Genomic DNA, 25471 nt, shown 5'->3' on the forward strand with positions numbered 1-25471 from the left:
AAGGGCTCGCGTTCTCGGGAAGGAGCGATGTGCTCACTCAGGTTCTCGACCGGATCCGACGGCTCCTCGGACGTTCCACCTCCACCACCACCGACGGTGATGCCGTCAGCCCGGCGAGCGCCCGGGCCCCGGTCTTCACGGCGGACTTCGGCTCGACCCGCCAGTGGGTCGCCGGCCGTTCCTGGGCCTATCCGAACGGCGGCCCCACCAACCCCGGCGACAACAAGCTGGACCACCTGGTACCGGACCCCTTCTACAGCCGCACCGGCACCTTCCGTGCCGTCCGCCGCCCGGACGGCAAGTGGAACGCCGGGCTGCTGACCACCGAGGGCAGCGAGGAGGGCTTCATGGTGCGGACCGGCGACGTACTGGAGTCCCGCGTACGGCTGCCGGCCGAACTCGGGGCCTGGCCCGCGATCTGGACCTGGCTGGACGGCGGCAACGAGATCGACGTCTTCGAGTACCACCCGGACAACCCCGACCTCCTCGAACTGTCCAACCACGTCAGGGGCGGCTCCCGTTACCACCGGGACCCGACCGTCGGCCACGGCCGCTGGGTCGACCTCACGGTGGAATTCGGGTCCCGCTCGGTGGTGTGGTGGGTCAACGGCAAGCAGGTCTTCGCCGACCGGCGCGGTGTGGGACGGCGCTGGCGGGCCTATCTCATCGTCAACCTCTCGGTCTGCGCGGGCCGCTACCACCCGGCACCCGAGGCGGGAGTGTCCGAGATGGCCTTCGAGGTCGCCCACCTCCGCGTGTTCCGACCGTAGACGCCGCAGAAGAACGAGTCCACATGAAGGTGCCCTCACTCCACGGCAGCATCCAGGAGAATCTGCGCCAGCTCGCGCGGCTGGGAGAACATCGGCCAATGGCCGGTGTCCATCGTGACCAGCCGCCAGAGCTCGCTGTTCAGCAGCTCAGCCACATCCTCGTCGGGCTCGGCGTCGTCAGGCTCGGCCCCCGGCATCACGCATAGGACGTAGGTCGCCGGAAGTTCACCGAGCGGCCCCGACAGCACAGCGGGCTCGGTCAGCGTGGCACCTGGGTGGGGCGTCGAGCCACGCACGAGGCGTGCGATCTGCTCTTCGGTGAGACCCTCGCCGTCGTAATGAGCAGCCGGCGCGAGCGGCCAGAACCCCCCGTTCTCGGCGATCGCCGCCTCCACCGCCGCCCCGCCGTCCGGCCAGGCGGAGACAAACGACTCGCCGTCAACCGGAACGCTTGAGTCGACGAATACCACGCGAGCCAGTCGGTCACCGATCCGCTCAGCGGCCTGACCCACCGGGATGCCCGAGTAACTGTGACCCACCAGGACCACGTCACGCAGACCCTGGCGTTCCACCTCGGCAACGATGTCCTGGACGTGAGTCGCCTGCCCCGCCGGTACACCCCGCTTGTCAGCAAGACCGGACAGCGTCAACGGATGGACGCCGTGGCCGGCCGCGCGCAGATACGGCACCACGTCGCCCCACGCCCACGCCCCGAGCCGCGCACCGGCAACCAGCACGAAATTCACCATGCCCGCACGGTAGCCGGGCAGCCTGACGATCATCTAGGAAATATTTTCGATATGCGCCCTGGTCCGCGGCCGGCCTGCTCAGCCCTCGGCCCCGATGGCGACGGCCGCGCAGCTCTCGTGGCCCCAGCGGCTGCCGTTCTTGGCGATCATGTCGCCGACGGCGTACGGCGCACCGCAGGGGCAGCTGCCCGGGAACTTCGCCTTGATGGCCCGGCTCCCCCGGCTCGCCCGGCCCGCAGCCGATCCCGCACTCGATCGCTTCTTCGCCGTGGCGGCTCCCCGCCGTGCGGGCGCCGCGGGGGCCGGTACCGGCAGGTCCGTGTTCCCCAGGGCCGTGCCCGCGGCCTCCTGCCTGAGCGCCGCGTCACTGGCGGCCTGGTCGGCGATCGCGTTGAGGTGGTCGCCGTCCTCGCGGTGCGCGGGAACGTACCGGAAGGTCACGTCGCGCTCGGCGAGCAGGCCGTCGATCTCCTCGACGAGTTCGCGGTTCGCCACGGGCCCGCCGGAGGCGGTCTTCCAGCCGTTGCGCTTCCAGCCGGGCAGCCACTGGGTGACCGCCTTCATCGCGTACTGCGAGTCCATCCTCACCTCGACGGACGTCCCGGGCTCCAGCGCCTCCAACAGCCGCTGGAGCGCGGTCAGCTCCCCGATGTTGTTGGTGGACCGCCCCAGCGGACCGGCCTCCCAGCGTTTCGGGTGTCCCTCGGCGTCGGCGATGACCCATCCCCAGCCGGCGGGTCCGGGGTTCCCCTTCGCCGCTCCGTCACAGGCGGCAATGATGCGATCAGACATCCTCCGATCATGCCTCATCCGCGGAGCGGTACGGCCCCGGCCGGCGCGGAGCGGTACGACCCCGGCCGGCCAGGCTCACGGCCCGTCCCCCGGCGCGCGGCCCGCGCGTGCCGGAGGGGCCCGCGGACTCGGAGGCGGAGGAGACGAAACAGGGCCGTGCGGCGATGCCGCACGGCCCTGATCCTCCCTCCACCGGTTGGCCCCGAGAGGAGGAAACGGTTCTCCGGTACCCGGACCACGGCCCGGGTCGACCGGGGATCAGGCGGGGGTGATGTTCTCCGCCTGCGGGCCCTTCTGGCCCTGCGTGATGTCGAAGGTCACGGCCTGACCCTCCTGGAGCTCACGGTAGCCCGTGGCGTTGATCGCCGAGTAGTGGGCGAAGACGTCCGGGCCGCCGCCGTCCTGCGCGATGAAGCCGAAGCCCTTCTCGGAGTTGAACCACTTCACGGTTCCCGTAGCCATGTTCATGCCTTCCCGTTGACGTACGCCCTCCACACGGCGTGGAGGACGGAGGTGATCGCCCTGGTCCTACGGCACAACACAGCAAAACTGCCCACACCTGAAGGCGCGGGCAAGGCACTTGGAACCACGACAGCTACCGGAGAAGGTACACGCCTGCACGCACTGTCACCAGGGGGAATGATCACGCCTGCGCGGCGGGAATTCGCCCTTGTACGGACTTGCCGGGCGCCGCCGCCCGAAAAACCCGCCGCGGACCGTCCCCCGGATGCCGTAGGGTGAGGTCCACCGACGCGGGGTGGAGCAGCTCGGTAGCTCGCTGGGCTCATAACCCAGAGGTCGCAGGTTCGAATCCTGTCCCCGCTACTGCTCCCAAGGGCCCGGATCCACGAGGATCCGGGCCCTTGCGCCGTTCCGGACGGTCGCCGCGGCCCGTCCCCGCGCACGGCGTGACCGGCGTCACAGGATTTCCCGTCGTCGGGTGTCGACCGGATCCGGTGCGCCGAGCGTATGCCGGGTGAGAGCGACATACGGATTCGGGAGCGATTTTTGACCGTCGAGGAGTTCGAGGCGTTCTACGCACAAGCGGCGGGGAGGCTCACGGGACAGCTGTACGTGATGCTCGGCGACCACCACGAGGCACAGGACGTGGTGCAGGAGGCCTTCGTCCGGGGGTGGGGGCGCCGTCGTCAGCTGGACCGCGAGGGCCGCCCGGAGGCATGGATCCGCACCGTGGCGTGGCGGCTCGCGGTCAGCCGCTGGCGGGTGCGCCGGCGTTCGGCCGAAGCCTGGCGGCGCAGTGCTCCGGCGGCGCACGTCGAGGGACCCGGTCCCGAGGCGGTGGCCCTGGTCGAAGCGCTGCGACAGCTGCCACTGAAGCAGCGCCGCACGATGGCGCTGCACTACCTGTGCGACCTGACGGTCGAGCAGATCGCCGCCGAGACCGCGCTGTCCGCGAGCACGGTCAAGACGCACCTGTCCCGCGGCCGGGCCGCGCTCTCCCACCATCTGCAGGATCCGCGCACCGAGGAGGCTCCCGATGCCTGAGTCCCACGACCCGCTGCGGTCCGCCTTCCGCGCCGCCGCCTCGGCCGGGCAGGCCGCGGCGGCACTCCCGCCCGTCACCGTCATCGCACACCGGGGCGAACGGGTCCGGCGGCGCCGGATCGTCGGCATCGCCGCCGCCTGCTGTCTGCTGTTCGGCGGATCCGGCGCGGCGCTGGCCGCGTTCCTGCCGCAGGACTCCGGCCGCCCGACCCTTCCGGCGACCACCCCGTCTCCCCCACCGGCGTCCGATCTGCCGACCACCGCGCCGACCACCGCGCCTCCCTCCGCGCAGAGCAGCGCGTCCTCGCGGACCCCGCCCACCGCGACCGCCGGAGTGGGCGATCCCGACGCCACCGGGACGATGAGCGCCCGTCCGCCGCACAGCCCGACCAACCCCGGCGCGCCCAGCGCCACCACCGCGCCACCCCGCTAGCGGGGTGTCCCGCGGATCGGGCCTGATCCGCGGGACACCTTCCGGCGGGCGCCCGGCCCCCACCCCTCGCCCGCCGCGCGCCCGCCCCGGGTGCGCCACCGCCCACACCGCCGCCTGCGGACAGCGGCCCGGAAAACCGGGCCGGTGGTTCCGCACGCCCTCAGACGGCCAGGAGATCCCCCGTGCCCGTTTCCGCACCGCACCGGCCGGCCGCCGCCGGCCGCTCGCGGCCCGCCCCGCCGGGTCGGCCGGCGCTCCCCCGTTCCCGCCGCGCGCTCCGGGCCCCGCGGTGGCTCGGGCCGGCCGACCGCGAGGTGCTGTGGCTCTACCTGCTGACCCGCGTCGGCCTGTGGACCACCGCGGGGGCCGTCGGCTGGCTGTTCCCCTCCGACGGCGAGAGCCGCCGCCCCCCGTCGCTGCTCGCGCCCTGGGAGCGCTGGGACTGGGCGTTCTACCTCCGCATAGCCCGGGACGGGTACTTCCCCGATGCGACGGGTCCCTGGACGGTCGGCTGGGACAACAGGGAGGCCTTCCTGCCCGGTTTCCCCCTCGTCCTGCGCGCCGTGCACACGGTGGTCCCCTCCTGGGCCGCGTCCGGAGCGCTGATCTCCTTCGTCGCGGGTGGCGTCGCCGTCCTGGCCCTGGCCCGCCTCGCCCGAGAACGGCTGGGCCACGACGACGCGGGCCGGCGTGCAGCGGCCTTCCTGCTGGTCTCGCCCTGCGCGGTGTTCCTCGCGGCGGGCTACACCGAGTCGCTCTTCCTCGCGCTGGCCCTGCCCGCCTGGCTGGCGGCGCAGCGCCGGAGCTGGGCCGCCGCCTCGGTCCTGACCTGCCTGGCCTGCTCGGTGCGGGTGACCGGGTTGTTCCTCGCGGCGGCGCTGACCCTCCACTTCCTGATGACCGTACGGATCCGCACCGCCTGGCGGGCGGCCCCGTGGCTGCTCCTGCCGGCCCTCCCCCCGCTGCTCCACACCTGGTACCTGCATGCGGGGACGGGCGACTGGCAGGCCTGGAAGCACTCCCAGGAGCGTGGCTGGTACCGGGAGTTCCACCTGCCGTGGGAGGCCTGGTCCCACACCTGGACGGCCGCCTTCGGCCACACCCGGCCCACCGGCTACGCGATCATGTGGCAGGCGGAGCTGCTGGCCATGGTGACCGGGCTCGTCCTGCTCGCCGTACTGGCGCGGGGCCGCCACTGGCCGGAGGCCCTGTACATCGCCCTCACCCTGTGGGCCCTGGGCACGTCCTACTGGTACACCTCCGTGCCCCGCTCCACGCTGCTGTGGTGGCCGCTGTGGATCTCCCTGGCCGGCTGGAGCCTGCACCGCCGGTGGGTACGCGGTGCCTACCTGTACGTCGCGAGCCCGCTGTGCACCACGGTGGCCATCACCTTCCTCACCGGACGCTGGGCCGGATAGCGCGTGCCCCGGCGCGGCGAACAGTCCCCCGGCCGGCCACCGGGCGCGCATACTCGGAGGATGGCCGACACCACCACCGTCGAGGTCGACACCGACGTGCGCGACCGGCTCGCCGCACTCGCCGCCGACCGCGGACTGAGCCTGCGCGCGTACCTTGCCGAACTCACCGCCGCCCAGGAGCACGCGACCGCACTCGCGCTCGCCGCCCGGGCCTTCGAGGAGGCGCTGGAGCGGCCCGGCTTCCGCGAGGGCTTCGCCCGCGACTTCGGAGGCCTCACGGCTCACGACTGACCCTCCGGCGGGCTCCGCCGACACCCGGGTGGCTCCACCGGCGGGCCGGTCCGCCGGTCGGTCCCTAGGCTCAGGGTGGAAACGCTTCGAGCGCTGGAGGACGGCTGTCATGACCGATGCGGGCGAGGCGCGGCAAGCCGACCGCACCCTGAAGGCAGGGCACCGGGCGATGTGGGCGCTGGGTGACTATCCGTCCGTGGCCTCCCACGTCATCCCCCGGCTGGGACCGCTGCTGGTGAAGGAGTGCGGGGTCCGAACCGGTGACCGGGTCCTCGACATCGCCGCGGGGTCCGGCAACGCCTCCATTCCGGCGGCGCTGGCCGGCGCGGACGTCGTGGCGTCCGATCTGACCCCCGAGCTGCTGGAGACCGGGCGGCACCTGGCCGCCGTACAGGGCGCGAAGCTGGAGTGGCGGGAGGCTGACGCCGAGGACTTGCCCTTCGCGGACGGCGAGTTCGACGTCGTGATGTCCTGCGTCGGCGTCATGTTCGCCCCGCACCACCGCACCGCCGCCGATGAGATGCTCCGCGTGTGCCGGGCCGGCGGGACGGTCGGGCTGATCAACTGGACCCCGGAGGGCTTCGTCGGGCGGCTGTTCGCCGCGATGAAGCCGTATGCTCCGCCGGCCCCGCCGGGTGCGCAGCCGCCACCTCTGTGGGGGGACGAGGAGTACGTCCACGACCTGCTCGGCGACGCGGTCACCGATGTCGTCGCCCGCCGCAGGACGGTCCGCGTGTCCCTCTTCAAGAACCCTTGGGACTTCAGGGAGTTCTTCAAGGCCTGCTACGGGCCGACGATCGCCGTGTACCGCGCGGCGGGCGGCGATCCCGACAAGGTCGCGGCCCTGGACGAGGTGCTCGACGCCCTCGCCGCCGAACACACCACGGACGGCGTGATGGAGTGGGAGTACCTGCTGCTGACCGCCCACCACCGCGGCTGACGATGCCCGCGCCCGGGTCGGCCGGCCGGCCGGTGCGTCAGTCGACGACCGGGTGGACCTCGGGGTGCGCGTCCCACCACTCGCGGTGGAAGCGGTTGTTGTCGATGTTGGCCAGGTACGCGCGGGCCGCCGCCCGGTAGAGCTGCTGGGCCTGGTCGGCCGAGAGCGCCGAGCGGTTCCAGGCCAGGCGGATGCGGCCGGTGACGGGGCTGCCGACGAGGGGGCGCAGCACCGTGCCCGCGGCCGTCGGCGCCGTCGGCTGGCTGAGCGAGACCGCGCGGCCCGCCGCGATCAGGTCGTAGTGCATCTTGCGGTCGGTGATCCGGTAGCGCAGTGACGGGCTGAACCCGGCCTCGGCGCAGGCCGCGACGAGTGCCTCGGGGCCGCCGTCGTCGTCCTCCACCGGAGTCATCCACGCCTCCCCCGCGAGGTCGGCGAGGTCGATGCGGTCCGCACCGGCCAGCCCGTGGCTCGCGGACAGTCTGATCCCGAAGGGCTCCTTCGCGATCAGCGTCCTGGACAAGGTCCCTTCCGGCAGCGGCACTTCGTGGCCGTTGACCTCGCCGTAGACGATGGCGTCGTAGCGTCCGGCGCCGAGCATCCGGGCGAGCGCCGTCACCGAGTCCTCCAGATCGACAGCGATCTCCCGCCCGGACATCGACAGGTCGGTCTGAGCCAGCAGGCCGTCGAGCAGCACGAGCATGATGCAGCCGAGGCGCAGCGGGCCGGCGGCCGAGAGGGCGCGCGCCTCGGCCCCCAGGGCGTCCATCTCGCTGAGCACCCGACGTGCTTTGGCCAGGACGAACTGTCCCAGCGCCGTGGGCTCCACGCCGCCCCTGCCCCGCACGAACAGGTCGCCACCGGTGACCCGTTCGATGCGCCTCAGCTGCGCGGACAGTGCGGGCTGCGAGACTCCCAGCCGCCGCGCCGCGCCCCCCAGGCTGCCCGCCTCCGCTATCCGGAGGACAGCTTGCAGATGCCTCAACTCCAGCTGCATCCGGGCAGCGTACGCAGGGCGCCCGCGACCGCACCATAACGCGGACCTTATGCCTGCCGGGATGTCCCATTCTCGTCATGCACACACTCATACTCGGCCGCGAACGACCACCACTCATCCCCGACCCCCCCACGATCGGAGTGGACGTTGCAACCCACCAGATGGACCGCGGCCGTGGCAGCGATGGCGCTGACCGCGAGCCTCGCCGGCGCCCTGGCCGGGACGGCATCGGCAACGCCGCAGGCGCAACCCGCACCGTCCCAGAAGGACACCCCCGCCGCACGCGCGGTCGCAGCCGCCGACCAGGCCGTCGACAGCGGTCTCGACTCCCTGGTCAACTCCGCGCAGGAGCAGTACGAGCGCAGGCTCGTCACCCCCTGGGTGAAGGACCTCTATTCGGTGTCGTACGAGCGCAGCTACCGCGGCCTGCCGGTCGTCGGCGGCGACGCGGTCGTCCTCGCGGACGGCGCCGGGAAGGTCCGAGCCCTCCAGTCCGCCTCTTCCGTACGCATCGACATCGCTACCCGGGCCACGGTGTCCGCGAAGGACGCCGAGGCCACCTCGCGGGCGAAGCTCGCCGCGGTCGACAAGGTCGAGAGCAGCCGGCTCGTCGTCCGGCTCAAGAACGACAAGCCGGTGCTGGCGTGGGAGACCGTGCTGCGCGGCCGTACCAAGACCGCCCCCAGCAGGCTCCACGTCTTCGTCGACGCCCGCACGGGCGCGCTCGTCGACACCTACGACGACGTCGTCGCGGGCACCGGCAACAGCAAGTGGAACGGGCCCGGCCCGATCACCATCGACACCACCAACTCCGGTTCGACGTACACGCTGCGCGACCCCAACCGCACCGGCCTGAGCTGCGCGGACTACAGCACCGGTACGGTCTTCACGAAGTCCTCCGACTCCTGGGGCACCGGCAACCCCACGAGCAAGGAGACTGGCTGCGTCGACCTGATGTTCGCAGCTCAGAAACAGTGGGACATGCTCTCCCAGTGGCTGGGCCGCAACGGCGTCAGCGGAAACGGCCGCTCCTTCCCCGCCAAGGTCGGGCTGAACGACCTGAACGCCTACTGGGACGGCAGCTCGGTCACCATCGGACGCAACACCGCGAACGAGTGGATCGCCGGCGTCGACGTGGTGGCCCACGAGTACGGGCACGCCATCGACTCCAACACCCCCGGCGGTACCAGCGGCCAGGAGGCCGGTCTCGGCGAAGCCACCGGTGACATCTTCGGCGCGCTGACCGAGGCCTACATCAACCAGCCCGCCCCGTACGACACGCCGGACTACACCGTGGGCGAGGTGATCAACCTCCAGGGCCGGGGCCCGATCCGCAACATGTACAACCCGCCGGCCGTCAACAACGACCCGGCCTGTTACAGCTCCGCGATACCCGGTACGGAGGTGCACGCGGCCGCCGGTCCCCTGAATCACTGGTTCTACCTGCTGGCCGAGGGCACCAGTCCGGGCGGTGGCAAGCCCAACAGCAGCACCTGCAACGGAACCACGCTGACCGGTGTGGGCGTGCAGAACGCCGGCAAGATCTTCTACGGCGGCATGCTGCTCAAGACCAGCAGCATGTCGTACCGGAAGTACCGCACGGCGACGCTGAACTCGGCAAAGTCGCTGGACGCCACCTGCGGCCTCTTCAACACGACGAAGGCGGCCTGGGACGCCATCAGCGTGCCGGCCCAGTCCGCCGACCCGACCTGCACCCCGAGCGGCCAGAACAACGACTTCTCGATGGCGCTGACCCCCTCGTCGGGCACCGTCCAGCAGGGCGGCACGGTCACCACCACGGTCGGTACCACCGTCACCACCGGCACCGCCCAGTCGGTGACGCTGACCGCGTCCGGCCTGCCGGCCGGAGTGAGCGCCTCCTTCAACCCCGCCACCGTGCAGTCCGGACAGTCCTCGGTGCTGACGCTGACCGCCGGCTCCAACGCCGCGCCGGGCACGTCCACGGTCGTCGTCAAGGGCCAGGGCACGGCGCTGTCCCACACGGTCGACTTCACGCTGAACGTCGGCGGGACACAGCCCGGCAACGACCCGCCGGACATCGACGTCGCCAACGTGCGAGCGCACCTGGCACAGTTCAACACCATCGCCTCGCAGAACGGCGGTCACCGCCGTGCGGGCAGCGCCGGCTACAACCAGTCGCTGGCCTACGTCAAGGGCAAGCTCCAGGCGGCCGGCTACACGGTCACGGAGCAGTACTGCTCCTCGTGCGCCTACCCCTCCAACAACCTGATCGCCGACTGGCCCGGCGGTCCCACCGACCAGACCGTCATGTTCGGCGCCCACCTGGACGGCGTCTCGGCCGGCCCCGGCATCAACGACAACGGCTCGGGCTCCGCGACCCTACTGGAGAACGCGCTCGTCCTCGCCCAGAAGAACCCGACGATGACCAAGCACGTGCGCTTCGCCTGGTGGACCGACGAGGAGCAGGGCCTCAACGGCTCGAAGTTCTACGTCAACCAGCTCAGCAGCAGCCAGCGCGCGGCCATCAAGGGCTACTACAACTTCGACATGGTCGGCTCGACCAACGGCGGCTACTTCATCAACAACCTGAACTCCGCCACCGCCGCGCCGCTCAAGGCGTACTGGACCTCACTGAACCTGGCGCCCGAGGAGAACACCGAGGGGCAGGGCCGCAGCGACGACTACTCCTTCCAGCAGGGCGGCATCCCCACCTCCGGCTACGCGGCCGGAGCCAGCGCCCGCAAGACCTCGGCACAGGCCTCGAAGTGGGGCGGCACCGCGAACGCCGCCTACGACTCCTGCTACCACAGCTCCTGTGACACCGCGAACAACATCAACGCCACGGTGCTCGACCGCAGCGCGGACGGCGTCGCCTACGCACTGTGGAAGCAGGCCGTCGGCGGCGAGACCCCGGCGCAGGACTTCTCCATCGGGGTCAGCCCGGCCGCGGGCAGTACGGCTCCGGGCGGTTCGGTCTCGGCGACGGTGAACACCGCCACCGTGAGCGGCACCGCGCAGACGGTCGCGCTCTCCGTCTCCGGCGCACCGGCCGGCGTGACTGCCTCGCTCAGCCCGTCGTCGGTGGTGTCCGGCACCTCCTCGACGCTGTCCGTCCAGGTCGGCGCGGGCACGGCGCCCGGCACGTACACCCTGACCGTCACCGGCTCGGGCACCGTCGCCCACACCACCACCTACACGCTGACCGTCACGGGCGGGGGCAGCTGCACCCCGCGCCAGCTGGTGGTCAACGGCGGCTTCGAGAACGGCTCCAGTCCGTGGAGCGCGACCGCCGGCGTGATCACCAGCCAGTCCGGCCAGGCCCCGCACAGCGGCAGCTACAAGGCCTGGCTCAACGGGTACGGCTCACCCCACACGGACAGCGCCTCGCAGTCGCTGGCCATCCCCTCGGGCTGTGCCTCGTACCGGCTCTCGTTCTTCCTCCACATCGACACGGACGAATACGCGAGCGTCGTCTACGACCGGTTCACGGTCTCCGTGGCCGGCCAGACGCTGGGGTCCTTCTCCAACCTGGACGCGAAGCCCGGATACGCCGAGAAGACCTACGACCTGTCGGCGTACGCGGGCCGGACCGTCACCCTGAAGTTCAACGGCGTGGAGGACCAGTCCCTCCAGACCTCCTTCGTCGTGGACGACGTCGCCCTCCAGGTGAGCTGAGCCCTCGGGCTGAGCCCTCCCGACCCGACGCAGCCCATGCCCCAGACCGTGGCACCGCAGGACAGCGCCATCGACGACATGCCCAGGCCGTAGGAGGCGCCGGGGATCCACTGGCCCGCGGGAGCCGGGCGGACCGCGAACATCTCCTCCTGCTGGGCGGGCGGCAGCAGCCGGCCGCCCAGCAGTTCGGCGAAGAAGCGGTTCAGGTCCCCGGCGGTGGAGACCATGCCGCCGGCCGACCAGGCGAAGCTGGTGTTCAGCTCGGTCACGTCGTGGATCTCGGCGTCGGGGGCGGTGAGGAAGTTCTTGCTGTAAGAGCGGGCGTGCGGGCCGCGCAGTTCGTACTCGTCGGCGCCCGGGGCGCGCTGGCCCGCTCCCGGCCACCATCCGTACGACCGAAACGCCCCGGTTGACCCGTTCGCCCGCCGCTACGTGCGGCGGGATCCGCGGCCCCCGCCCTCGGGGGCGATCATGGCGATCAGCCCGTAGTCCAGCTCCGCGCCGTCGACGAGCAGGGCCTCGATGGTGCGCGTGGTGGGGTCGATGTCGGCCTCCACGCCCTGCCCCCGGTAGCGGGGGTATCCCGAGGCCCCTCGCTCTCCGGTCGCCTCGACCACGGCCGACCTCAGGGCGCGGTCCGCCGGCGAGGCGCCGCGGAGGTTCTCGATGTGCTCGGGCACCACCAGGATCTCGAAGCTCTGCGGCTCAGTGGTCATGGAACCGAAGCTACCGGATGGGGCGCCGCACAGCCGGTTTCACACGTCGCGGCGCCGCACCGCGAACACCGCGAGAGCCGCGGAACTCAGCACGCAGCACGCAGCACGCAGCACGCAGCAGAGCCTCCGGCCCGGTCGGGCGGGAGGCTCTGCGGTGCGGGGTTCGGTGCCCACGTCGACGGCCGTCCGGCCGGCGCGCGCCGTTCTGTGCGTCGGATCGGTGGATCCGGGTGGAGCAAGCCGGGGCCTCGTGGGCACTCGCGCAGGCGTCGGAGGCCCCGGCTCGTACAACTCGTACAACTCTTGCAAGAAGGGGACTGCGTCAGCTGCCGGCCGAGACGTTGCCCGAAAGGACCGGGATGTTGTCCAGGATGTGGGAGAGCGGCTCGTCGCCCTTGGCCTGGGTGGAGTTCTCGGTGCACTGCTGGTTCTGCGGGTTGGACAGGACGTTGATGTCCTGGACGCCGACGTTGACCAGGGCCAGGATCGACTGGGCGTTGACCTTCGCCGGCAGACCGATGCAGGGCTTGTTCAACGTGCCCTGGACCAGGCCGAGCTGCGGGCTCTGGTCGCCCGTGGTCTTCTGGTTACCGTAGATCTGCTGGGCACCGTTTCCGTTGACGGTGTTGACCCCGTTGTCGTTGCCGACGGCCATGGCCGGGGCGGCGACTGCGGCGCCCGCGCCGACGATGGATGCGGTGGCGGCGGCGGTGGCCATAATCTTCTTGAGCATCAGGTGTCCTTGTGTCACACGGGTGCATGAGGGTGAGCGCCTTGATCAACGGCCGGAGGGACGCCGGGTTCCGGGGCTTCACCCGATTGGCGGCACGCCCCGTCTCAGCGGGCCCGGACGGCCACGTTCAGCTCGACCACGTAGCGCTCCTCGACCCACCCGTCGGGGAAGCGGAGCATGAGCAGGGCGCGTTCCTCGGCCAGGAACGCCTCCGTCCCGGGCTCGCCGACGAGGAAGAGGGAGTGCGTGGACAGTTTGGCCAGGTGCGTGTCGACCGGGACCCGGCGCGACCAGGACAGGTGACGGCCGGTGAAGCGCAGCCCGTCCTGGGGGCGGGCCCGTTCGTTGATGTACCAGCCCGGCCCGAACCGGGCCTCGATGCGGGCCTGCTGCTCCGCGATCCATCCGACCGTCACGTCCGGGTCGTTGTGCCAGATGGCCAGTGCCCCGCCGGGCCGCAGTACCCGCAGCGCCTCGGGGACGGCCCGGTCCGGATCGGTCCAGTGCCAGGACTGCGCGTAGGTCAGCAGGTCCAGACATCCAGACGACAGCGGCAGCCTGTTGCCGTCGGCCCGCACCAGCGGGGTGCCGGGATTGCGCCGCCGGAACTCGGCGGCCATGCCCTCGCCCGGCTCCACCCCGACCACGCGGGCGCCGCGCGCCTCCAGCAGCGACGTGGCGATTCCCGTACCCGCGCCCACGTCGGCGACGCGGGCGCCGTCCAGGGGGAAGCCGGCCAGTTCCGCCAGCGTGTCGAAGAGCTCGGGCGGATACGAGGGGCGGCTCGCGGCGTAGCGCGCGGCCGCGGAGCTGAATGAACGAGCACGGGATTCGGTCGTCATGACGCCCATGATGCCGCTGGGCCGGCCGTCCGTGGAGTGCGCCGCCGGTGTGGTGGGAGCCGGCTCGGCGGGAGTGACCGTACGATCGCCCTCGGTACGGCGAGAGGCGGATCGCACGTGGTGGCCGCACGGTATGTCACGGACCTGGTAGGGGCGTTCGAGCGGTATGCCGGGCGGCCTGCCCTCGGGGGCGGTCCGGTCGTGCTGCGGTTCGAGGAGGTGCTCGACGCGTCCTGGCGGCTCGCCGCGGTGCTGGCCGAGGCGGGGATCGGGCATGGCTCGGGGCTCGCCTGCGTGGCGGGCACCAACCGGCCCGAGGTGCTGCTGCTGCGGATCGCCGCACACCTGCTGGGTGCGCGGCTGACCCAGGTCGTGACCGGACCTGCCCTGTACGGGCTGGACTTCATCCTGCGGGACTGCCGGCCGGACCTGGTGGTGCACGACGTTCCGGTACCCGGCACCGGGGCGCGCCGGCTAGGCCTGGACGAGGCGATCCGACGCTCGGGGCGGCGCGCCGCCGTACCGGTGACCGTGCGGGCGCGGGACGACGACGTGGCGCGGGTGACCTACACCGGCGGGACGACGGGGCGGCCCAAGGGGGTCGCCTCGACCTTCGGCGCGATGGCGGCGCGCAACTCCGTACGGCCGGCCGGCTGGGCGAGGACCGGCTACCTGTCGGTCACCTCGCTCGCGCAGCGGTCCGGGGGGCGGTGCCTGGAGCAGTTCCGGGCCGGCGGGCGGGTGGAGATCCTCGATCCCTTCGGGACGAGGGAGTTCGCGGCGGCCTGTCAGCGTCTGGGACCCGTCTCCACGTACCTGACGACCTCGATGGTCTACCGGCTGCTGGACGATCCCGCGACCGCCCACGGAGTGCCCGGGCTGGCGATCGTCTCGTACGGGGACTCGCCGGTCCATCCGGAGCGGCTGCGGGAGGCGGTGACGCGCTGGGGCGGACGCTGGCGGCAGGGCTACGGCACGAACGAGGCAGGGGTGATCTGCCGGCTGACGCCCGCCGACCACGACGCGGGGGTGGGCGGGCGGCCCGAGCTGCTGGCTTCGGTCGGCAGGCCCGTCGCGGGGGTGGAGGCCGAGGTGCGGGACGGGCGGGGTGCGGTGGTGGCCGCCGGGCAGACGGGTGCGGTGTGGATCCGGTCGGCGGCGATGATGTCGGGCTACTGGGGCCGGTCCGGGACGACGGCGGAGGCGGTGCGCGACGGCTGGCTGCGGACGGGTGACCTCGGGCACTTCGACGGGGCCGGCTACCTGTACCTCGACGACCGGGACGCGGACGTGGTGATGGTCGACGGGGACAACGTGTACTGCGTGCCCGTGGAGGCGGCGCTCGCCCGGCATCCCGCGGTCGCGCAGGCCGTGGTGGTGGGCCGGCACAGCGAGCTCACCGGCGAGCAGGTGTGCGCCTTCCTGGTCCCGGCGGCCGGTCGCGTGCCGGGGCCGGGGTTGGCCGACGAGGCCTGCGACCTGGTGGAACGGACACTGGCGCGGGCACACCGGCCCACCGCGGTGTTCTGGGTACGGGAGATCCCGCTCACCGCGCGGGGCAAGCCGGACAAACGGCGGCTGCGTGAGCGCGCGGCAGCGGCGGCGCGGTCGCCGGGCGGTGGGGAGTAGGCGGGCCGGGGCGGGTGGTTGACTGGGGGCATGGATCTCGCGCGAAACGGGCCCGGACCCGACTCCGCGGTGCGGTGTGCGCCGCCGTTCGACGCCGAACTGGCCGCCGCGCTGGCGGTCTCGGCGGACGGGAAGGCCGGGGAGCCGTTCACTCCGGAGAACCTCGCCGCCCGGCAGGAGCGGGACGTCGCGGAGCGGCCGCGGCCGACCGTGCCGGAGCTTCGCGCCGGCGGGTGCTTCGAGGTCGACGAGCTGTGCGTGCCCGGGCCGCCCGGCGGCCCGGACGTGACGCTGCTGAGCGCGCGGCCCGCCGGCCTCGACGAGGCTCTTCCACTGCTCTACTACATGCACGGCGGCGGCATGATCCTGGGCAACGCATCGGTCGTGCTTCCCCAGTTGCTCCGCGAGTGGGCCCTACCTCTGGAGACGGCCGTCGTCTCCGTCGAGTACCGGCTGGCTCCCGGGGTGCGCCATCCCGGACCGGTGGAGGACTGCTACGCCGGTCTGGTCTGGGCGGCCGCGCACGCCGCGGAGCTGCGTATCGACCCGGAGCGCATCGTCATCGGCGGGAAGAGCGCCGGCGGCGGCCTCGCCGCGGCGCTCGCCCTGCTCACCCGTGACCGGGGCGGGCCCCGACCCATCGGCCAATTGCTGCTGTGCCCGATGCTCGACGACCGCGGCGACACCTTCTCCAGCCGCCAGATGACCGGCGTCGACGTCTGGGACCGGTCCTCCAACGCGACGGCGTGGCAGGCGCTGCTGGGCGACCTGTACGGCACCCCGGATGTGCCGCCGTACGCGGCTCCCGCACGTGCCGCGGACCTGTCCGGACTGCCCCCGGCCTACATCGACGTCGGGTCGGCCGAGACGTTCCGCGACGAGGACGTGGCCTACGCCAACGCGATCTGGCAGGCGGGCGGTCAGGCCGAACTGCACGTATGGCCAGGGGCCTTCCACGGGTTCGACACCGTCGCGCCGAACGCGGCCCTCAGCCGGGAGGCCCGTGCCGCCCGCACCCGCTGGCTCCGGCGCGTCCTCAGCCGGTCCGCGGGCGCCTGAACGCCTCGGCGAGCGGGGCCGGTGCGCGGCCGGGCCCAGGGCGCCTCGCGCGGCGCGGCTACGGCTACGGCGGCAGCTGTTCGCTCAGGCGGCCGGGACCACCGAGGCCCGCATGACCGCGGCCCATTCCCGGAGCAGGGCGGCGTGGCGGATGCGCTCCGCGTCGGAGAGGCGGCCTTCGGCGCGCGCGAACAGACAGCGGATGTCGGCGTTGATCTCGGCGAGGCTGCGGTCGGGGGCCGGGCGCTGGTCAGGAGTCGGGCTCACGTGATCAACAGTAGGGCCGGGGGCCGACAACCGTGGACCGTGTCCGACATGCGGACGGCGGGTTCCCACTTCGGACACGCGTGCGTGCCGCCACCGCATCGGGTCCCGTACCCTGCCGCCGTGAAGATCATCGACCTGGAGCCCGGTGACGCCCGGCTCGTCTCCGACCTGCTCCCCGTGCTGCTCGAATTGCGTCCGCATCTCACCGAGGAGCTCTTCCTCTCGGTCGTCGCCGAGGGCCGGGCCCAAGGACTGCGCTTCACGGCGGCCTACGACGCGGACGGTGTGTGCGTGGGCGCGGCGGGCTGGCGGATCGTGGCCAACACGTCCATGGTCCGCAAGCTCTACGTGGACGATCTGGTCACCTCGGCCACCGCCCGTTCCGGTGGCGTGGGACACGCACTGCTCACGCACCTGGAGCAGCACGCCCGCGCCTCCCGGTGCACCGCCCTCACCCTCGACTCCGGCACCCAGCGGACCGACGCGCACCGTTTCTACTTCCGCGAGCGGATGGCCGTGACCGCCTTCAGCTTCGAGAAGCCGCTCGGCTGAGGGCGGCCGGGGGACCGGCCTGCCTCCTCCGTGACCGGATCGTCGCCGCCCCGAGGCCCGATCGGGCTCGTGGGGCCGAAGCTCGCCTGTTAGGTTCCTGACGTCGTCGACCCCGGGGGAACCGAACCCATGCCCGTAGCCAGACCTCGCCGCCGCGGCCTGCGTGCCGCGGCCGCAGCCGCCGCCCTGCTCGCCGGATGTTCCGGATGCGGGAACGGGGACGGCGGGGACACGCAGGCCACGCCGTCGTCCTCGTCATCCCCGTCGCCGTCGTCATCCCCGTCGGCATCGGCATCGGCATCGCCGTCGGTGTCGGTGTCGCCGTCCGTGTCGGTGTCGGCCACGGCCGCGCCCACCGTCGCGGCCACGACCGCCGCGCCCCGTTCGGCGGCTCCGCCGGTGACGCCGCCCCCGGCTCCGACCCGCCTGACCGCTGCCGTGGCCACCCTCGGCGGCCGGCTCGGCCTCGTACGGGGCGGCGCCGCAAAGGAGTTCACCGTGACCCTGCGGAACGGGAACTCCGCCGACTACCGGCATCTGCTCGTGACCTTCCAGATGGAGATGCTGGTCGGCGAACCGGGTGACCGGCCGGGCGACGGTCCGGGCTTCCTGCTGGAGCGCCTCGACCAGGCCTCCGGCACCTGGCGTCCGGCCGAACTGCGCGTGGCGAACGATGTCAAGCCCCTGTCGCTGTTCACGGGAGGCCGTCCCCTCGCCCGTGATGCCGTCCGGGTCGAGCGCTACCGGCTGCGCGCGACCGCCGGCGGCCCGACGGGCAGCACCCCGTTGGTGGTGTCCTTCGTCGACACGGATGCCGATCGCGAGGCCACGCCCCATGTCCTGCTCGGGCACAGCACCGCCTGAGCCGTCATCCTGCCGCGCGGGCCTCCCCGACGGCGGACGCGGCGGTGCGCCAGGCCTCGGTGACGGCCTCACGGACCCGGTCGGTCGCCTCGGGCACCCCGGCGGGAAGGTGCAGCGGCGCCCCGATGTGTACGTGCAGGCAGGGCCGGCGCAGCGGCGCCGTGAGGACCCCGGCGAGTTGCTTCGCGCGGCTGCCGGAGCACAGCCGGCGGGAGCCGGCCTGGCCCACGGGTACGACGGGGGCTCCCGTGGCGGCGGCGAGCCGGGCCAGTCCGCTGCGGAAGGGGCCCGGAGCGGTCTCCCCCGCGTCGCGGCGCGTCGGCAGCCGGCCCTCGCCGTAGAGCAGCACGCTGCGGCCCGAGGCGAGGGCCACGGCGGCGGCGTCCAGCGCGTCGCCGGCCCGGGCGGTGCCGCGGTGAACGGCGATGTGCCCCTCGCGGCGCAGTGCGGGGCCCAGCAGAGGTACGCGCCAGAGTCCGGCGGTGGCCAGGATGACCGGCTCGATCCCGTGCCGGCGCAGGGCCGTGACCACGACGGCGGGGTCGGCGAGCGAGGTGTGGTTGGCCACGAGGATGGAACCGGTGGCGGGCCGGGCACCGGGGTCGGCGGTGACGGTGAGCCGCCCGAAGGCGGGGACCAGGGCGGCGGCGATTCGGCTGAGCATGGGCGGGCCCGTTCGTTCGTGCGGTGGGGTCGCGCTCCATGGTCGACGGCGGCGGCGGTGCGGTCATGAGTAGGCGTACTCACCGAATATGACCGAACGGTCACAAGATCGGGGTCGGGGAACGCGTGGTGCGGGGCCCGCATCTAGCAGCGTGGCGGGGCCCTCTCGGCTGCCCGTCGAAGGTATCTGCACGGTGTGAACGGCAAGGCGGGGCTTGGATGAAGGCGGTAGCAGTGACGGACGGTTCCTCGGACGACCCGAAGGACACGGGAACCACCGTCGCGGGGGCGGAACCCGGGAAGGCGGGGTCCCCTTCGGCGGACACGAACGCGGAGGCCGAAGACACCGCGGCGGACGCATCGCGGCCCGCGACGGGGTCGGACGACGAGCCGGAGGACACGGCCGAAACCGAAGCGGACCAGGAGTCCGCGCAGACCCCTTCGACGGCACGGAAGGAAAGCCGGGCGGAGGCCGGCGCGGGGAAGGCGCCGGACGCCGCCTCGGCGGACGACGAGCCCGCGGCCGACACACCGGCCGACACCGATGCCCGGGACGACGGGCCCAGCGCCGCCGCCCCGGACGCCGAGCCCGCGGCCGAGGCACCGGCCGGCCCCGACACCGACGCCGACGCTGACGCTGACGCTGACGCCGACAGCGGTGCCCGAACCGAAGACCCCCGGGCCGACGCCCCCGGCGACGACACCGATGCCGACACCGACGCCGAACCGGCAGCGGACGCCGGGGACTCGCGCACGCAGATCCTCCGCCTCCCCCGCGCCACCGCCGAGGACCGCAAGGCGCGGAGCAAGCCTGAATCTGAGGCCGAGGTCGAGGTCGAGGTCGAGGTCGAGGTCGAGGTCGAGGCCGACGCCGACGACTCGCGCACGCAGACCCTGCGCGCGCCGGGCGCCGCCGCTCCGGACCGCAAGGCTGGGGAGACGCCCGGCACCGCAGGCGCCGGTGTGGGCGAGAAGGCGTCCGCCGCCGGAACCGCGCCGAAGGTGCCGTCCTGGGCGGCAGTGCGTGACAAGGCGGCACGTGAAGAGGCGGCGCGTGCAGGGGAATCCGATCCGGTGTCGGACTCCGATCCGGACTCGGATGCGGTTTCCGACCCGGAGCGGACGAGCCGGTTCGTCGCGCTGAAGGATCCCGACGCGCCGGCGCCCGTCGCGGCGCGCCCCCTGCCTCAGGCGCCCGCGCAGCCGGCCGCGCCGGGCCCCCTGCCGCCGCTGGACCTGCTGGCCGAGCTCACCAACACCCCTCCCCCGCCGGAGACCCCTCGCCGGACCGTGCTGCGCCGCGTCAAGGTGTGGACGCCGATTCTGCTGTTGCTCGCCGGTGCCTGCATCGGCGGCCAGATGCTGCGGCCCCTTCCCGCCCCCCGGCTCGTCGCCGCGGAGACCGAGCACACCGTCGACGGGCAGTTCTCCATGCCGTGGCCCGGCCAGGGCCAGGGAGCCGTCCGCGTCGTCGGTTCCGGCGACATCGGCACCTTCGGTGAGCAGCGGCCCGTACCGACGGCCAGCGTCGCCAAGATCATGACGGCCTACGTGATCCTCAAGGGCCATCCGCTGCGCAAGAACGAGGCCGGCCCGGACATCACCGTCGATGCGAAGGCGGTGGCGGACGGAAATTCCGAGCACGAGTCCCGGATCAGGGGTCTCACCGCCGGGTCGAGGTTCAGCCAGCAGGACATGCTGAAGATGCTGATGATCCCCTCGGGCAACAACATCGCCCGCCTGCTGGCGCGCTGGGACACGGGCACCGATTCCGAGGCCGCGTTCGTGGAGAAGATGAACGCCGCCGCCCGGGAACTCGGCATGAAGGACACCACGTACACCGACCCGAGCGGTCTGGACGCGGGCACCGTCAGCACGGCCGCCGACCAGCTGAGACTCGCCGAGGCGGTGATGAAGGACGACGCCTTCCGGGCGATCGTCGCCCTGCCGGAGGCCTCCATCAAGGGCCTGGGCGAGAAGCTCGTCAACAACAACCACCTGCTCACCGACTCCAACCTCAGCATCCGCGGGATCAAGACCGGCTCCAGCACACCCGCCGGCGGCACCTTCGTGTGGGCGGCCTACAAGACGGTCGGCGAGGAGACCGAGCTGATCGTCGGTTCGTTGATGGAACAGCGCGCGCCCGCCCCGGACGTGGACGCCCTCAACAGCCTGGCCCTGGTGAAGACGAACAGCAAGAAGATCATCGAAGCGGTACGGACGGCCCTCGCCTCCGGCCCGCTCGTCCGCAAGGGCGACGTCGTCGGCTACGTGGACGACGGACTCGGCGGCCGTACTCCGCTCGTGGCAGTCAAGGACCTGAACGTGACCAGCGTGCCCGGGCAGCGGTTCAGGCTGTCCCTCGACGCCGGCTCCTCAGCGCTCCCGCGCACGGCGAAGTCCGGGACGGAGGTCGGTGTGCTGACGGCGGGTGAGGGTGAGGGCGCCAAGAGCGTCCCGGTGGCCGTCAAGGGAGCTCTTGCGGAGCCCTCGTTCGGGACGAGGCTCACGCGTCTCGGCTGAGCAGGGTCCCGTCCGCCGGTTCGGCCCCGAACCGGCGGCGGGCGGCTGAGGACGGGCGACGACCGTCCGTCACATGCCGTCCGTGAACAGCAGTCGGCCGGGGCTGCCTGCGTCGGTGCCGGTCAGGACGTCCTCGGTGGCCTTCTCCACGAGCCACCCGGCGACCTCCTGCGGGGCGGCCGCCGGATGGGCCGCCTTGTAGAGGGCGCCCGCTCCGGTGACGTGCGGGGCGGCCATGGACGTGCCGTCGAGGGCGATGGTGCCGCCGCCGAGCAGTGCGGAATCGATCTGCTCGCCGGGGGCGTGGATCTCCACGCACTCGCCACGGTTGGAGAAGCGGGACTGCTCGTCGCGCCGGCTGCTGGCGGCCACGGTCACCACCCGCTCCGCCGAGGCCGGGGAGACCGTGCAGGCGTCGGCCGCCGCATTCCCGGCGGCGACGACCGGGAGGGTGCCGGCCTCGGCCACGGCGGTGGCGGCCCGGTTGACGGCCTCGGAGCGGCCACCGCCCAGGGAGACGTTGAGTACAGCGGGCTGCCGGGCGTTCGCCGCCACCCAGTCCAGTCCGGCGATGACCGCCGAGTGGTCGCCCCGGCCGTCGCAGCCGAGTACGCGGACGCTGACCAGGCGCACGGAGCGTGCGACGCCGTACGTCCGGCCGCCGATGGTGCCCGCGACGTGGGTGCCGTGGCCTTCGCAGTCCTGGCCGCCACCGCCGTCCCCGACGGCGTCGAAACCGGGCTCGGCCCGGCCCTCGAACTCGGGGTGGGAGTAGTCGATGCCGGTGTCGAGGACGTAGGCCGTCACGCCGGCGCCGTCGCCGCCGGTGGTGAAGTGACCGTCGAGCGGGAGGGTCCGCTGGTCGATGCGGTCCAGGCCCCATGTCGGTGCAGGGGCCCGGGCGGTGGACGGTGCGGCCGGGCCGGGCGGCGTCGGTGGGGCCGAGATCTCCGCGTCGGCCTCCACCGAGCGCACCCCGGGGGTGGTGCGGACGTCGTCCAGCTGGCCGGGGGTCAGCGGCACCGCGAAGCCGTTCATCGCCGATTCGTAGACGAAGGTGGGCTCCAGTCCGAGCCGGTGTGCGAGGGCGCCGGCGTCCACGTCGTCGTCGAGGCTGACGATGAACGCGCCGGGAACCGCGGCGGCGGGCAGCAGGAGCGGAGCCGGCACGGGTTCCGGAACGTCCGCGGCCGCGGCGCCGGCGCGTGCGGGGGCAGCCGCGATCAGGGCGGCGACGGTCAGGCGGACGAGCAGGCGCATGGAGGTACTCCCCGGGAGATGGGCGGTCATCAGGAGACGGCCGCGCCCTCGCCGGCGTCCAGGTGCGGCCTCCCTCTCCTTCGGACAGGGCCCGGGCGGGCTTGAGGAGCCGCCCTCACATGGCCCAGCACTCCTGCCGGGCCCGGCCTCGGACCGGGCGGTCACGACCGGGGCGGCGACCGCCCTCCGCTCGCCCGGCACCGGCCGTTCTCCCGCCGAGGGCGGGAGAACGGCCGGTGAGCCGGGGTCAGGCGCCGGGCGGCACCCGGGACGGGCGGCCCCGGCCGCGCGTCAGGGAGTAGCCGAAGATGCCCGCGAGGGCTCCGAGCACTCCGCCGGCCGCCGTCCAAAGCCAGCGGTCGGACCACCAGCCGCCGGACCAGCCGTCCTCCGGGTCGCGCAGGGAGCCGGTCACCGTACCGGCGACCAGCGGTTCGGCGAGGGCCCCGTCCACCGCGAAGGCGCCTCCCTGCTCCCGGGCGTCGGCCTCGACGGCCACGCGCACCGGCAGGCCCAGGTCCTCCTCCGGCAGGTCCACGACCGTCAGGCGGACGTAGTAGCTGCCCGGGAGCGGGTCGTTGGCCCACGGCTCCGCTCCGGCGCGTACCGTGCGCAGGGTGCAGGACAGCTCGACCGAGGCCGCCTCCTTGGCCGCCGCCCTGCTCTGCATGCCGTACGTGCAGGCCTGCCGGCGGCGGAGCCCGTCGTACACGTCGAGCCGCCAGGTCGAGGTGCCGTGCCGGGCGGCGGACTCGGGCAGGGTGACGTCGGCCTTCACGGTGACGCGCTGCTGGGCATCGACCGGAAGCACCCAGTACAGGTAGTCGCCGCTGGAGGCGCCGGCCGTGGCCTTCTGGCCGGGCCACAGCGGTGTTGCGGTGCGGAAGCTCGTGCCCGCCTCGGTCGGGGCGGCGGCCCCGGCGGTGTCCTTTCCGGGGGTGGCACTCGGCGACGGGGTGTCGGCGATGGCCGTACCGGCGGCCGTACCCGCCACCGCGAGGGCGGCGGCCGCCGCGAGCAGGCCTGCGGCCAGTCTGCGTACGGTACGCATCAGTTGGTCCTCCAGACGGAGATGCGCCAGCGGGAGATCCATCCCCACACCAGTCCGGCCAACAGTCCGGCCAGCACCAACACGGCCAGCGTCCACCAGCCGCGCCCGAGGCCGAAGGCCGCGGCGTCGGAGGCGTCACGCGGGCCGTCGACCAGGTCGATGGTCAGCTCGACGGGCATGCCGGGAGTGGTCTTCACGGAGGCGGGAGCGGAGAAGGAGTTGCTGACCTGGAGGCAGACGGTTTCGGCCGCGGGCTTCGCGTCCGAACCGGTGTCGTCGGTCTCGGCCTTGGGGTAGCGCAGGCCGGTGGAGAGGACGTCGGTGCGGCCGTCGCCGGCCTCCGAGCCGCGGACGATCTCCCGCCCGTGGACGGTCGTGGCGCGCAGCAGGACGCCGTAGTCGTTGTTGACCGCCCTGTCGGCTCCGATGCTCACCGAGGCGCGCAGTTCCTGGCCGGGCAGCACGTCCACCCGGTACCAGCGGTGCTCGCCGAAGGTCTCGCGGTCGCTGTAGAGACCGGCCTTGAGCTGCGGGGCACTCGCGCACTGCTTCGCGCCCTCGGTCGCCACCGGGTTGACGACCGGGTCGGCGGCCCGGTCAACGAGTTGGCGGACCCGGCCGGAGAGGTCCGCCTTGTGCTGGACGGAGGTGTAGGTACCGCCGGTGGCTTCGGCGATGCAGGTCAGCTGGGCCCGGGTCTTGGCGTCGGGAACCAGGCCGAGGGTGTCGATGACCAGGTGGATGCCCTTGGCCGCGATGTCGCGGGCCACTTCGCACGGGTCGAGCGGGGCACAGGTGTCCTCGCCGTCGGTGATGAGCACGATCCGCTTGGTGGCGTTGCCTCCCTCCAGGTCCTGGGCCGCGCCGAGCAGGGCCGGCCCGATCGGGGTCCAGCCGGTCGGGGCGAGGGTCGCCACGGCGGTCTTGGCCTCGGTCCGGTCGAGGGGGCCCACCTTGTAGAGCTGCTTGGTGTCCTTGCAGCCGAGCGTGCGGTCGTCACCCGCGTAGTCGGCGCCCAGGGTCCGTATCCCGAGCTGGACTTCCGCGGGGACGGCGTCGATGACCTCGTTGAAAGCCTGCTTCGCGGCGGCCATGCGGGACCCGCCGTCGATGTCGTTGGTCCGCATGGAGCCACTGACGTCCAGGACGAGGTCGACCTTGGGGGGTTCCTTCGCCGCCGGTCCGTCGGCGGCCGTGGCGCTCGCCGGGAAGAGCCCGACGGCCAGAGCGGCGAACAGGGCGCAGGCCCTGGCCGCGAGCCGTTTTCTTGTGATCATCGCCGGATCGTATTGAGGATCGTCCGGCAATCCAAAAATGGGGGTGGGGCGGACCGGTCGATATCCGGATGCGGGGTACGGAGCCCCCGTCCTAGGCTGCGCGGATGAGTACCCGTACTTTCCGTATCACCGTCCGCGGCGCGTTCGACGGACTGACCGACGATCAACGGGCCGAACTGCTCGCCGCCGCGTCCGAGCACGACATGCTGCGCGCGGAGTTCACGGCCGAGGGGCATCTGACGTACGACCTTGCGGCGCGCCCCTTCTTCACCTTTCGTTTCCTGGACTCGGGGGAGGCGGAGGAGGACATCCTTGACGCGGCGGCCCGGGCGGAGCTGGCGGCAGAGGCCTGGCTGACGGAGCGCGGCTACGGTTTCAAGCAGCTGCGGTCACAGGCGCAGGACCTGTCGCTGGCCCCGCTGGGCAAGCGGGGGCGCCGGGAGGCCGCGCGCGCCGGGGCGCGGGACTGACGTCCGGCGAGG

General features: G+C 72.8%; 26 protein-coding genes and 1 tRNA gene. 14 read left to right on the plus strand and 13 right to left on the minus strand.

Going from position 1 to position 25471, the window contains the following annotated elements; all coding sequences use genetic code 11:
- Positions 1-29 precede the first annotated feature (29 nt).
- A complete protein-coding gene (locus AW27_RS00960) occupies positions 30-770 on the plus strand; it encodes a LamG domain-containing protein (RefSeq protein ID WP_052030164.1) in 741 nt (246 codons plus the stop codon).
- Positions 771-805: 35 nt separating this feature from the next.
- Here the strand turns inward: AW27_RS00960 and AW27_RS00965 are convergent, their stop codons facing one another.
- The 3 genes from AW27_RS00965 to AW27_RS00975 all read right to left on the minus strand — a co-directional run bounded on the left by AW27_RS00965 (position 806) and on the right by AW27_RS00975 (position 2773).
- Positions 806-1519 carry an alpha/beta fold hydrolase gene (locus AW27_RS00965; RefSeq protein ID WP_037918503.1) on the minus strand — a complete coding sequence of 238 codons (714 nt, stop codon included), beginning with the start codon at positions 1517-1519 and terminating at the stop codon, positions 806-808.
- Between the two features lie 78 nt (positions 1520-1597).
- Positions 1598-2311 (minus strand): ribonuclease H family protein, encoded by a 714-nt coding sequence (locus AW27_RS00970; RefSeq protein WP_037917379.1) that lies wholly within the window; start codon positions 2309-2311, stop codon positions 1598-1600.
- A 258-nt stretch (positions 2312-2569) separates the two neighbouring features.
- Positions 2570-2773, minus strand: coding sequence for a cold-shock protein (locus tag AW27_RS00975; RefSeq protein WP_030036890.1), 204 nt, complete (start codon positions 2771-2773; stop codon positions 2570-2572).
- A gap of 289 nt (positions 2774-3062) precedes the next feature.
- On the opposite strand from AW27_RS00975, the gene AW27_RS00980 reads away from it, so the two are divergent.
- The 6 genes from AW27_RS00980 (at position 3063) to AW27_RS01005 (ending at position 6899) form a co-directional block, all read left to right on the plus strand.
- A tRNA-Met gene (locus AW27_RS00980) sits at positions 3063-3136 on the plus strand.
- A 183-nt stretch (positions 3137-3319) separates the two neighbouring features.
- On the plus strand, positions 3320-3817 hold the full coding sequence (locus tag AW27_RS00985; RefSeq protein WP_037917377.1) for a SigE family RNA polymerase sigma factor: 498 nt from the start codon (positions 3320-3322) through the stop codon (positions 3815-3817).
- Positions 3810-4250 (plus strand): hypothetical protein, encoded by a 441-nt coding sequence (locus tag AW27_RS00990; RefSeq protein ID WP_052030163.1) that lies wholly within the window; start codon positions 3810-3812, stop codon positions 4248-4250. The genes AW27_RS00985 and AW27_RS00990 overlap by 8 nt, the downstream gene beginning before the upstream one ends.
- A gap of 182 nt (positions 4251-4432) precedes the next feature.
- A complete protein-coding gene (locus tag AW27_RS00995; protein WP_037917375.1) occupies positions 4433-5668 on the plus strand; it encodes a mannosyltransferase family protein in 1236 nt (411 codons plus the stop codon).
- A 60-nt stretch (positions 5669-5728) separates the two neighbouring features.
- The gene (locus AW27_RS01000) at positions 5729-5959 is read left to right on the plus strand and encodes a hypothetical protein (protein ID WP_037917373.1); all 231 of its coding nucleotides are present in this window, start codon (positions 5729-5731) and stop codon (positions 5957-5959) included.
- A 109-nt stretch (positions 5960-6068) separates the two neighbouring features.
- Positions 6069-6899: a class I SAM-dependent methyltransferase gene (locus AW27_RS01005; RefSeq protein WP_037917371.1), complete on the plus strand. Its 831-nt coding sequence runs from the start codon at positions 6069-6071 to the stop codon at positions 6897-6899.
- A gap of 37 nt (positions 6900-6936) precedes the next feature.
- On the opposite strand, the gene AW27_RS01010 is transcribed toward AW27_RS01005, so the two are convergent.
- Positions 6937-7896: a LysR family transcriptional regulator gene (locus tag AW27_RS01010; protein ID WP_037917369.1), complete on the minus strand. Its 960-nt coding sequence runs from the start codon at positions 7894-7896 to the stop codon at positions 6937-6939.
- A 183-nt stretch (positions 7897-8079) separates the two neighbouring features.
- On the opposite strand from AW27_RS01010, the gene AW27_RS01015 reads away from it, so the two are divergent.
- Positions 8080-11553 (plus strand): M28 family peptidase, encoded by a 3474-nt coding sequence (locus AW27_RS01015; RefSeq protein WP_052030162.1) that lies wholly within the window; start codon positions 8080-8082, stop codon positions 11551-11553.
- On the opposite strand, the gene AW27_RS01020 is transcribed toward AW27_RS01015, so the two are convergent.
- The 4 genes from AW27_RS01020 to AW27_RS01035 all read right to left on the minus strand — a co-directional run bounded on the left by AW27_RS01020 (position 11439) and on the right by AW27_RS01035 (position 13844).
- Positions 11439-11822, minus strand: a complete 384-nt coding sequence (locus AW27_RS01020; protein ID WP_236647492.1) for a beta-lactamase family protein — start codon at positions 11820-11822, stop codon at positions 11439-11441. The two genes, AW27_RS01015 and AW27_RS01020, sit on opposite strands and share 115 nt — an antisense overlap.
- 159 nt (positions 11823-11981) lie before the next feature.
- Positions 11982-12269: a hypothetical protein gene (locus AW27_RS01025; protein ID WP_037917367.1), complete on the minus strand. Its 288-nt coding sequence runs from the start codon at positions 12267-12269 to the stop codon at positions 11982-11984.
- A 322-nt stretch (positions 12270-12591) separates the two neighbouring features.
- Positions 12592-13002 carry a rodlin gene (locus AW27_RS01030; RefSeq protein ID WP_037917365.1) on the minus strand — a complete coding sequence of 137 codons (411 nt, stop codon included), beginning with the start codon at positions 13000-13002 and terminating at the stop codon, positions 12592-12594.
- A 104-nt stretch (positions 13003-13106) separates the two neighbouring features.
- A complete protein-coding gene (locus AW27_RS01035) occupies positions 13107-13844 on the minus strand; it encodes a class I SAM-dependent methyltransferase (protein ID WP_037918493.1) in 738 nt (245 codons plus the stop codon).
- A gap of 120 nt (positions 13845-13964) precedes the next feature.
- On the opposite strand from AW27_RS01035, the gene AW27_RS01040 reads away from it, so the two are divergent.
- On the plus strand, positions 13965-15473 hold the full coding sequence (locus AW27_RS01040) for an AMP-binding protein (protein ID WP_172671266.1): 1509 nt from the start codon (positions 13965-13967) through the stop codon (positions 15471-15473).
- A 30-nt stretch (positions 15474-15503) separates the two neighbouring features.
- Positions 15504-16532, plus strand: a complete 1029-nt coding sequence (locus AW27_RS01045; RefSeq protein ID WP_052030161.1) for an alpha/beta hydrolase — start codon at positions 15504-15506, stop codon at positions 16530-16532.
- Positions 16533-16616: 84 nt separating this feature from the next.
- Here AW27_RS01045 and AW27_RS01050 read toward each other — a convergent pair whose 3' ends face one another.
- On the minus strand, positions 16617-16799 hold the full coding sequence (locus AW27_RS01050) for a hypothetical protein (protein WP_037917361.1): 183 nt from the start codon (positions 16797-16799) through the stop codon (positions 16617-16619).
- A 120-nt stretch (positions 16800-16919) separates the two neighbouring features.
- On the opposite strand from AW27_RS01050, the gene AW27_RS01055 reads away from it, so the two are divergent.
- Together AW27_RS01055 and AW27_RS01060 are read left to right on the plus strand one after the other, a co-directional pair.
- Positions 16920-17351 carry a GNAT family N-acetyltransferase gene (locus AW27_RS01055; RefSeq protein WP_037918487.1) on the plus strand — a complete coding sequence of 144 codons (432 nt, stop codon included), beginning with the start codon at positions 16920-16922 and terminating at the stop codon, positions 17349-17351.
- A gap of 327 nt (positions 17352-17678) precedes the next feature.
- A complete protein-coding gene (locus AW27_RS01060) occupies positions 17679-18215 on the plus strand; it encodes a hypothetical protein (RefSeq protein WP_157840182.1) in 537 nt (178 codons plus the stop codon).
- Positions 18216-18219: 4 nt separating this feature from the next.
- On the opposite strand, the gene AW27_RS01065 is transcribed toward AW27_RS01060, so the two are convergent.
- On the minus strand, positions 18220-18879 hold the full coding sequence (locus tag AW27_RS01065; RefSeq protein ID WP_037917357.1) for a lysophospholipid acyltransferase family protein: 660 nt from the start codon (positions 18877-18879) through the stop codon (positions 18220-18222).
- 218 nt (positions 18880-19097) lie between these two features.
- On the opposite strand from AW27_RS01065, the gene AW27_RS01070 reads away from it, so the two are divergent.
- On the plus strand, positions 19098-21401 hold the full coding sequence (locus AW27_RS01070; RefSeq protein ID WP_236647490.1) for a D-alanyl-D-alanine carboxypeptidase family protein: 2304 nt from the start codon (positions 19098-19100) through the stop codon (positions 21399-21401).
- Positions 21402-21470: 69 nt separating this feature from the next.
- On the opposite strand, the gene AW27_RS01075 is transcribed toward AW27_RS01070, so the two are convergent.
- The 3 genes from AW27_RS01075 to AW27_RS01085 form a co-directional block, all read right to left on the minus strand.
- The gene (locus AW27_RS01075; RefSeq protein ID WP_037917355.1) at positions 21471-22661 is read right to left on the minus strand and encodes a S8 family peptidase; all 1191 of its coding nucleotides are present in this window, start codon (positions 22659-22661) and stop codon (positions 21471-21473) included.
- A 247-nt stretch (positions 22662-22908) separates the two neighbouring features.
- On the minus strand, positions 22909-23712 hold the full coding sequence (locus tag AW27_RS01080) for a hypothetical protein (protein WP_037917353.1): 804 nt from the start codon (positions 23710-23712) through the stop codon (positions 22909-22911).
- Positions 23712-24989 (minus strand): VWA domain-containing protein, encoded by a 1278-nt coding sequence (locus AW27_RS01085; RefSeq protein ID WP_037917351.1) that lies wholly within the window; start codon positions 24987-24989, stop codon positions 23712-23714. Before AW27_RS01085 ends, AW27_RS01080 begins: the two co-directional genes overlap by 1 nt.
- 104 nt (positions 24990-25093) lie before the next feature.
- Between AW27_RS01085 and AW27_RS01090 the strand changes: the two genes are divergently transcribed.
- Positions 25094-25459 (plus strand): DUF6204 family protein, encoded by a 366-nt coding sequence (locus tag AW27_RS01090; protein ID WP_037917349.1) that lies wholly within the window; start codon positions 25094-25096, stop codon positions 25457-25459.
- Positions 25460-25471 lie beyond the last annotated feature (12 nt).

It is taken from the genome of Streptomyces sp. PCS3-D2 (assembly GCF_000612545.2).
GTDB lineage: Bacteria > Actinomycetota > Actinomycetes > Streptomycetales > Streptomycetaceae > Streptomyces.

Bases quoted from the DNA above. Each gene is read 5' to 3' on its own strand.
- AW27_RS00965 (WP_037918503.1), bottom strand. From the start codon at position 1,519: ATGGTGAATTTCGTGCTGGTTGCCGGTGCGCGGCTCGGGGCGTGGGCG.
- AW27_RS00970 (WP_037917379.1), bottom strand. From the start codon at position 2,311: ATGTCTGATCGCATCATTGCCGCCTGTGACGGAGCGGCGAAGGGGAAC.
- AW27_RS00975 (WP_030036890.1), bottom strand. From the start codon at position 2,773: ATGGCTACGGGAACCGTGAAGTGGTTCAACTCCGAGAAGGGCTTCGGC.
- AW27_RS00990 (WP_052030163.1), top strand. From the start codon at position 3,810: ATGCCTGAGTCCCACGACCCGCTGCGGTCCGCCTTCCGCGCCGCCGCC.
- AW27_RS01000 (WP_037917373.1), top strand. From the start codon at position 5,729: ATGGCCGACACCACCACCGTCGAGGTCGACACCGACGTGCGCGACCGG.
- AW27_RS01005 (WP_037917371.1), top strand. From the start codon at position 6,069: ATGACCGATGCGGGCGAGGCGCGGCAAGCCGACCGCACCCTGAAGGCA.
- AW27_RS01010 (WP_037917369.1), bottom strand. From the start codon at position 7,896: ATGCAGCTGGAGTTGAGGCATCTGCAAGCTGTCCTCCGGATAGCGGAG.
- AW27_RS01015 (WP_052030162.1), top strand. From the start codon at position 8,080: ATGGCGCTGACCGCGAGCCTCGCCGGCGCCCTGGCCGGGACGGCATCG.
- AW27_RS01025 (WP_037917367.1), bottom strand. From the start codon at position 12,269: ATGACCACTGAGCCGCAGAGCTTCGAGATCCTGGTGGTGCCCGAGCAC.
- AW27_RS01030 (WP_037917365.1), bottom strand. From the start codon at position 13,002: ATGCTCAAGAAGATTATGGCCACCGCCGCCGCCACCGCATCCATCGTC.
- AW27_RS01035 (WP_037918493.1), bottom strand. From the start codon at position 13,844: ATGACGACCGAATCCCGTGCTCGTTCATTCAGCTCCGCGGCCGCGCGC.
- AW27_RS01045 (WP_052030161.1), top strand. From the start codon at position 15,504: ATGGATCTCGCGCGAAACGGGCCCGGACCCGACTCCGCGGTGCGGTGT.
- AW27_RS01065 (WP_037917357.1), bottom strand. From the start codon at position 18,879: ATGCTCAGCCGAATCGCCGCCGCCCTGGTCCCCGCCTTCGGGCGGCTC.
- AW27_RS01070 (WP_236647490.1), top strand. From the start codon at position 19,098: ATGAAGGCGGTAGCAGTGACGGACGGTTCCTCGGACGACCCGAAGGAC.
- AW27_RS01075 (WP_037917355.1), bottom strand. From the start codon at position 22,661: ATGCGCCTGCTCGTCCGCCTGACCGTCGCCGCCCTGATCGCGGCTGCC.
- AW27_RS01080 (WP_037917353.1), bottom strand. From the start codon at position 23,712: ATGCGTACCGTACGCAGACTGGCCGCAGGCCTGCTCGCGGCGGCCGCC.
- AW27_RS01085 (WP_037917351.1), bottom strand. From the start codon at position 24,989: ATGATCACAAGAAAACGGCTCGCGGCCAGGGCCTGCGCCCTGTTCGCC.
- AW27_RS01090 (WP_037917349.1), top strand. From the start codon at position 25,094: ATGAGTACCCGTACTTTCCGTATCACCGTCCGCGGCGCGTTCGACGGA.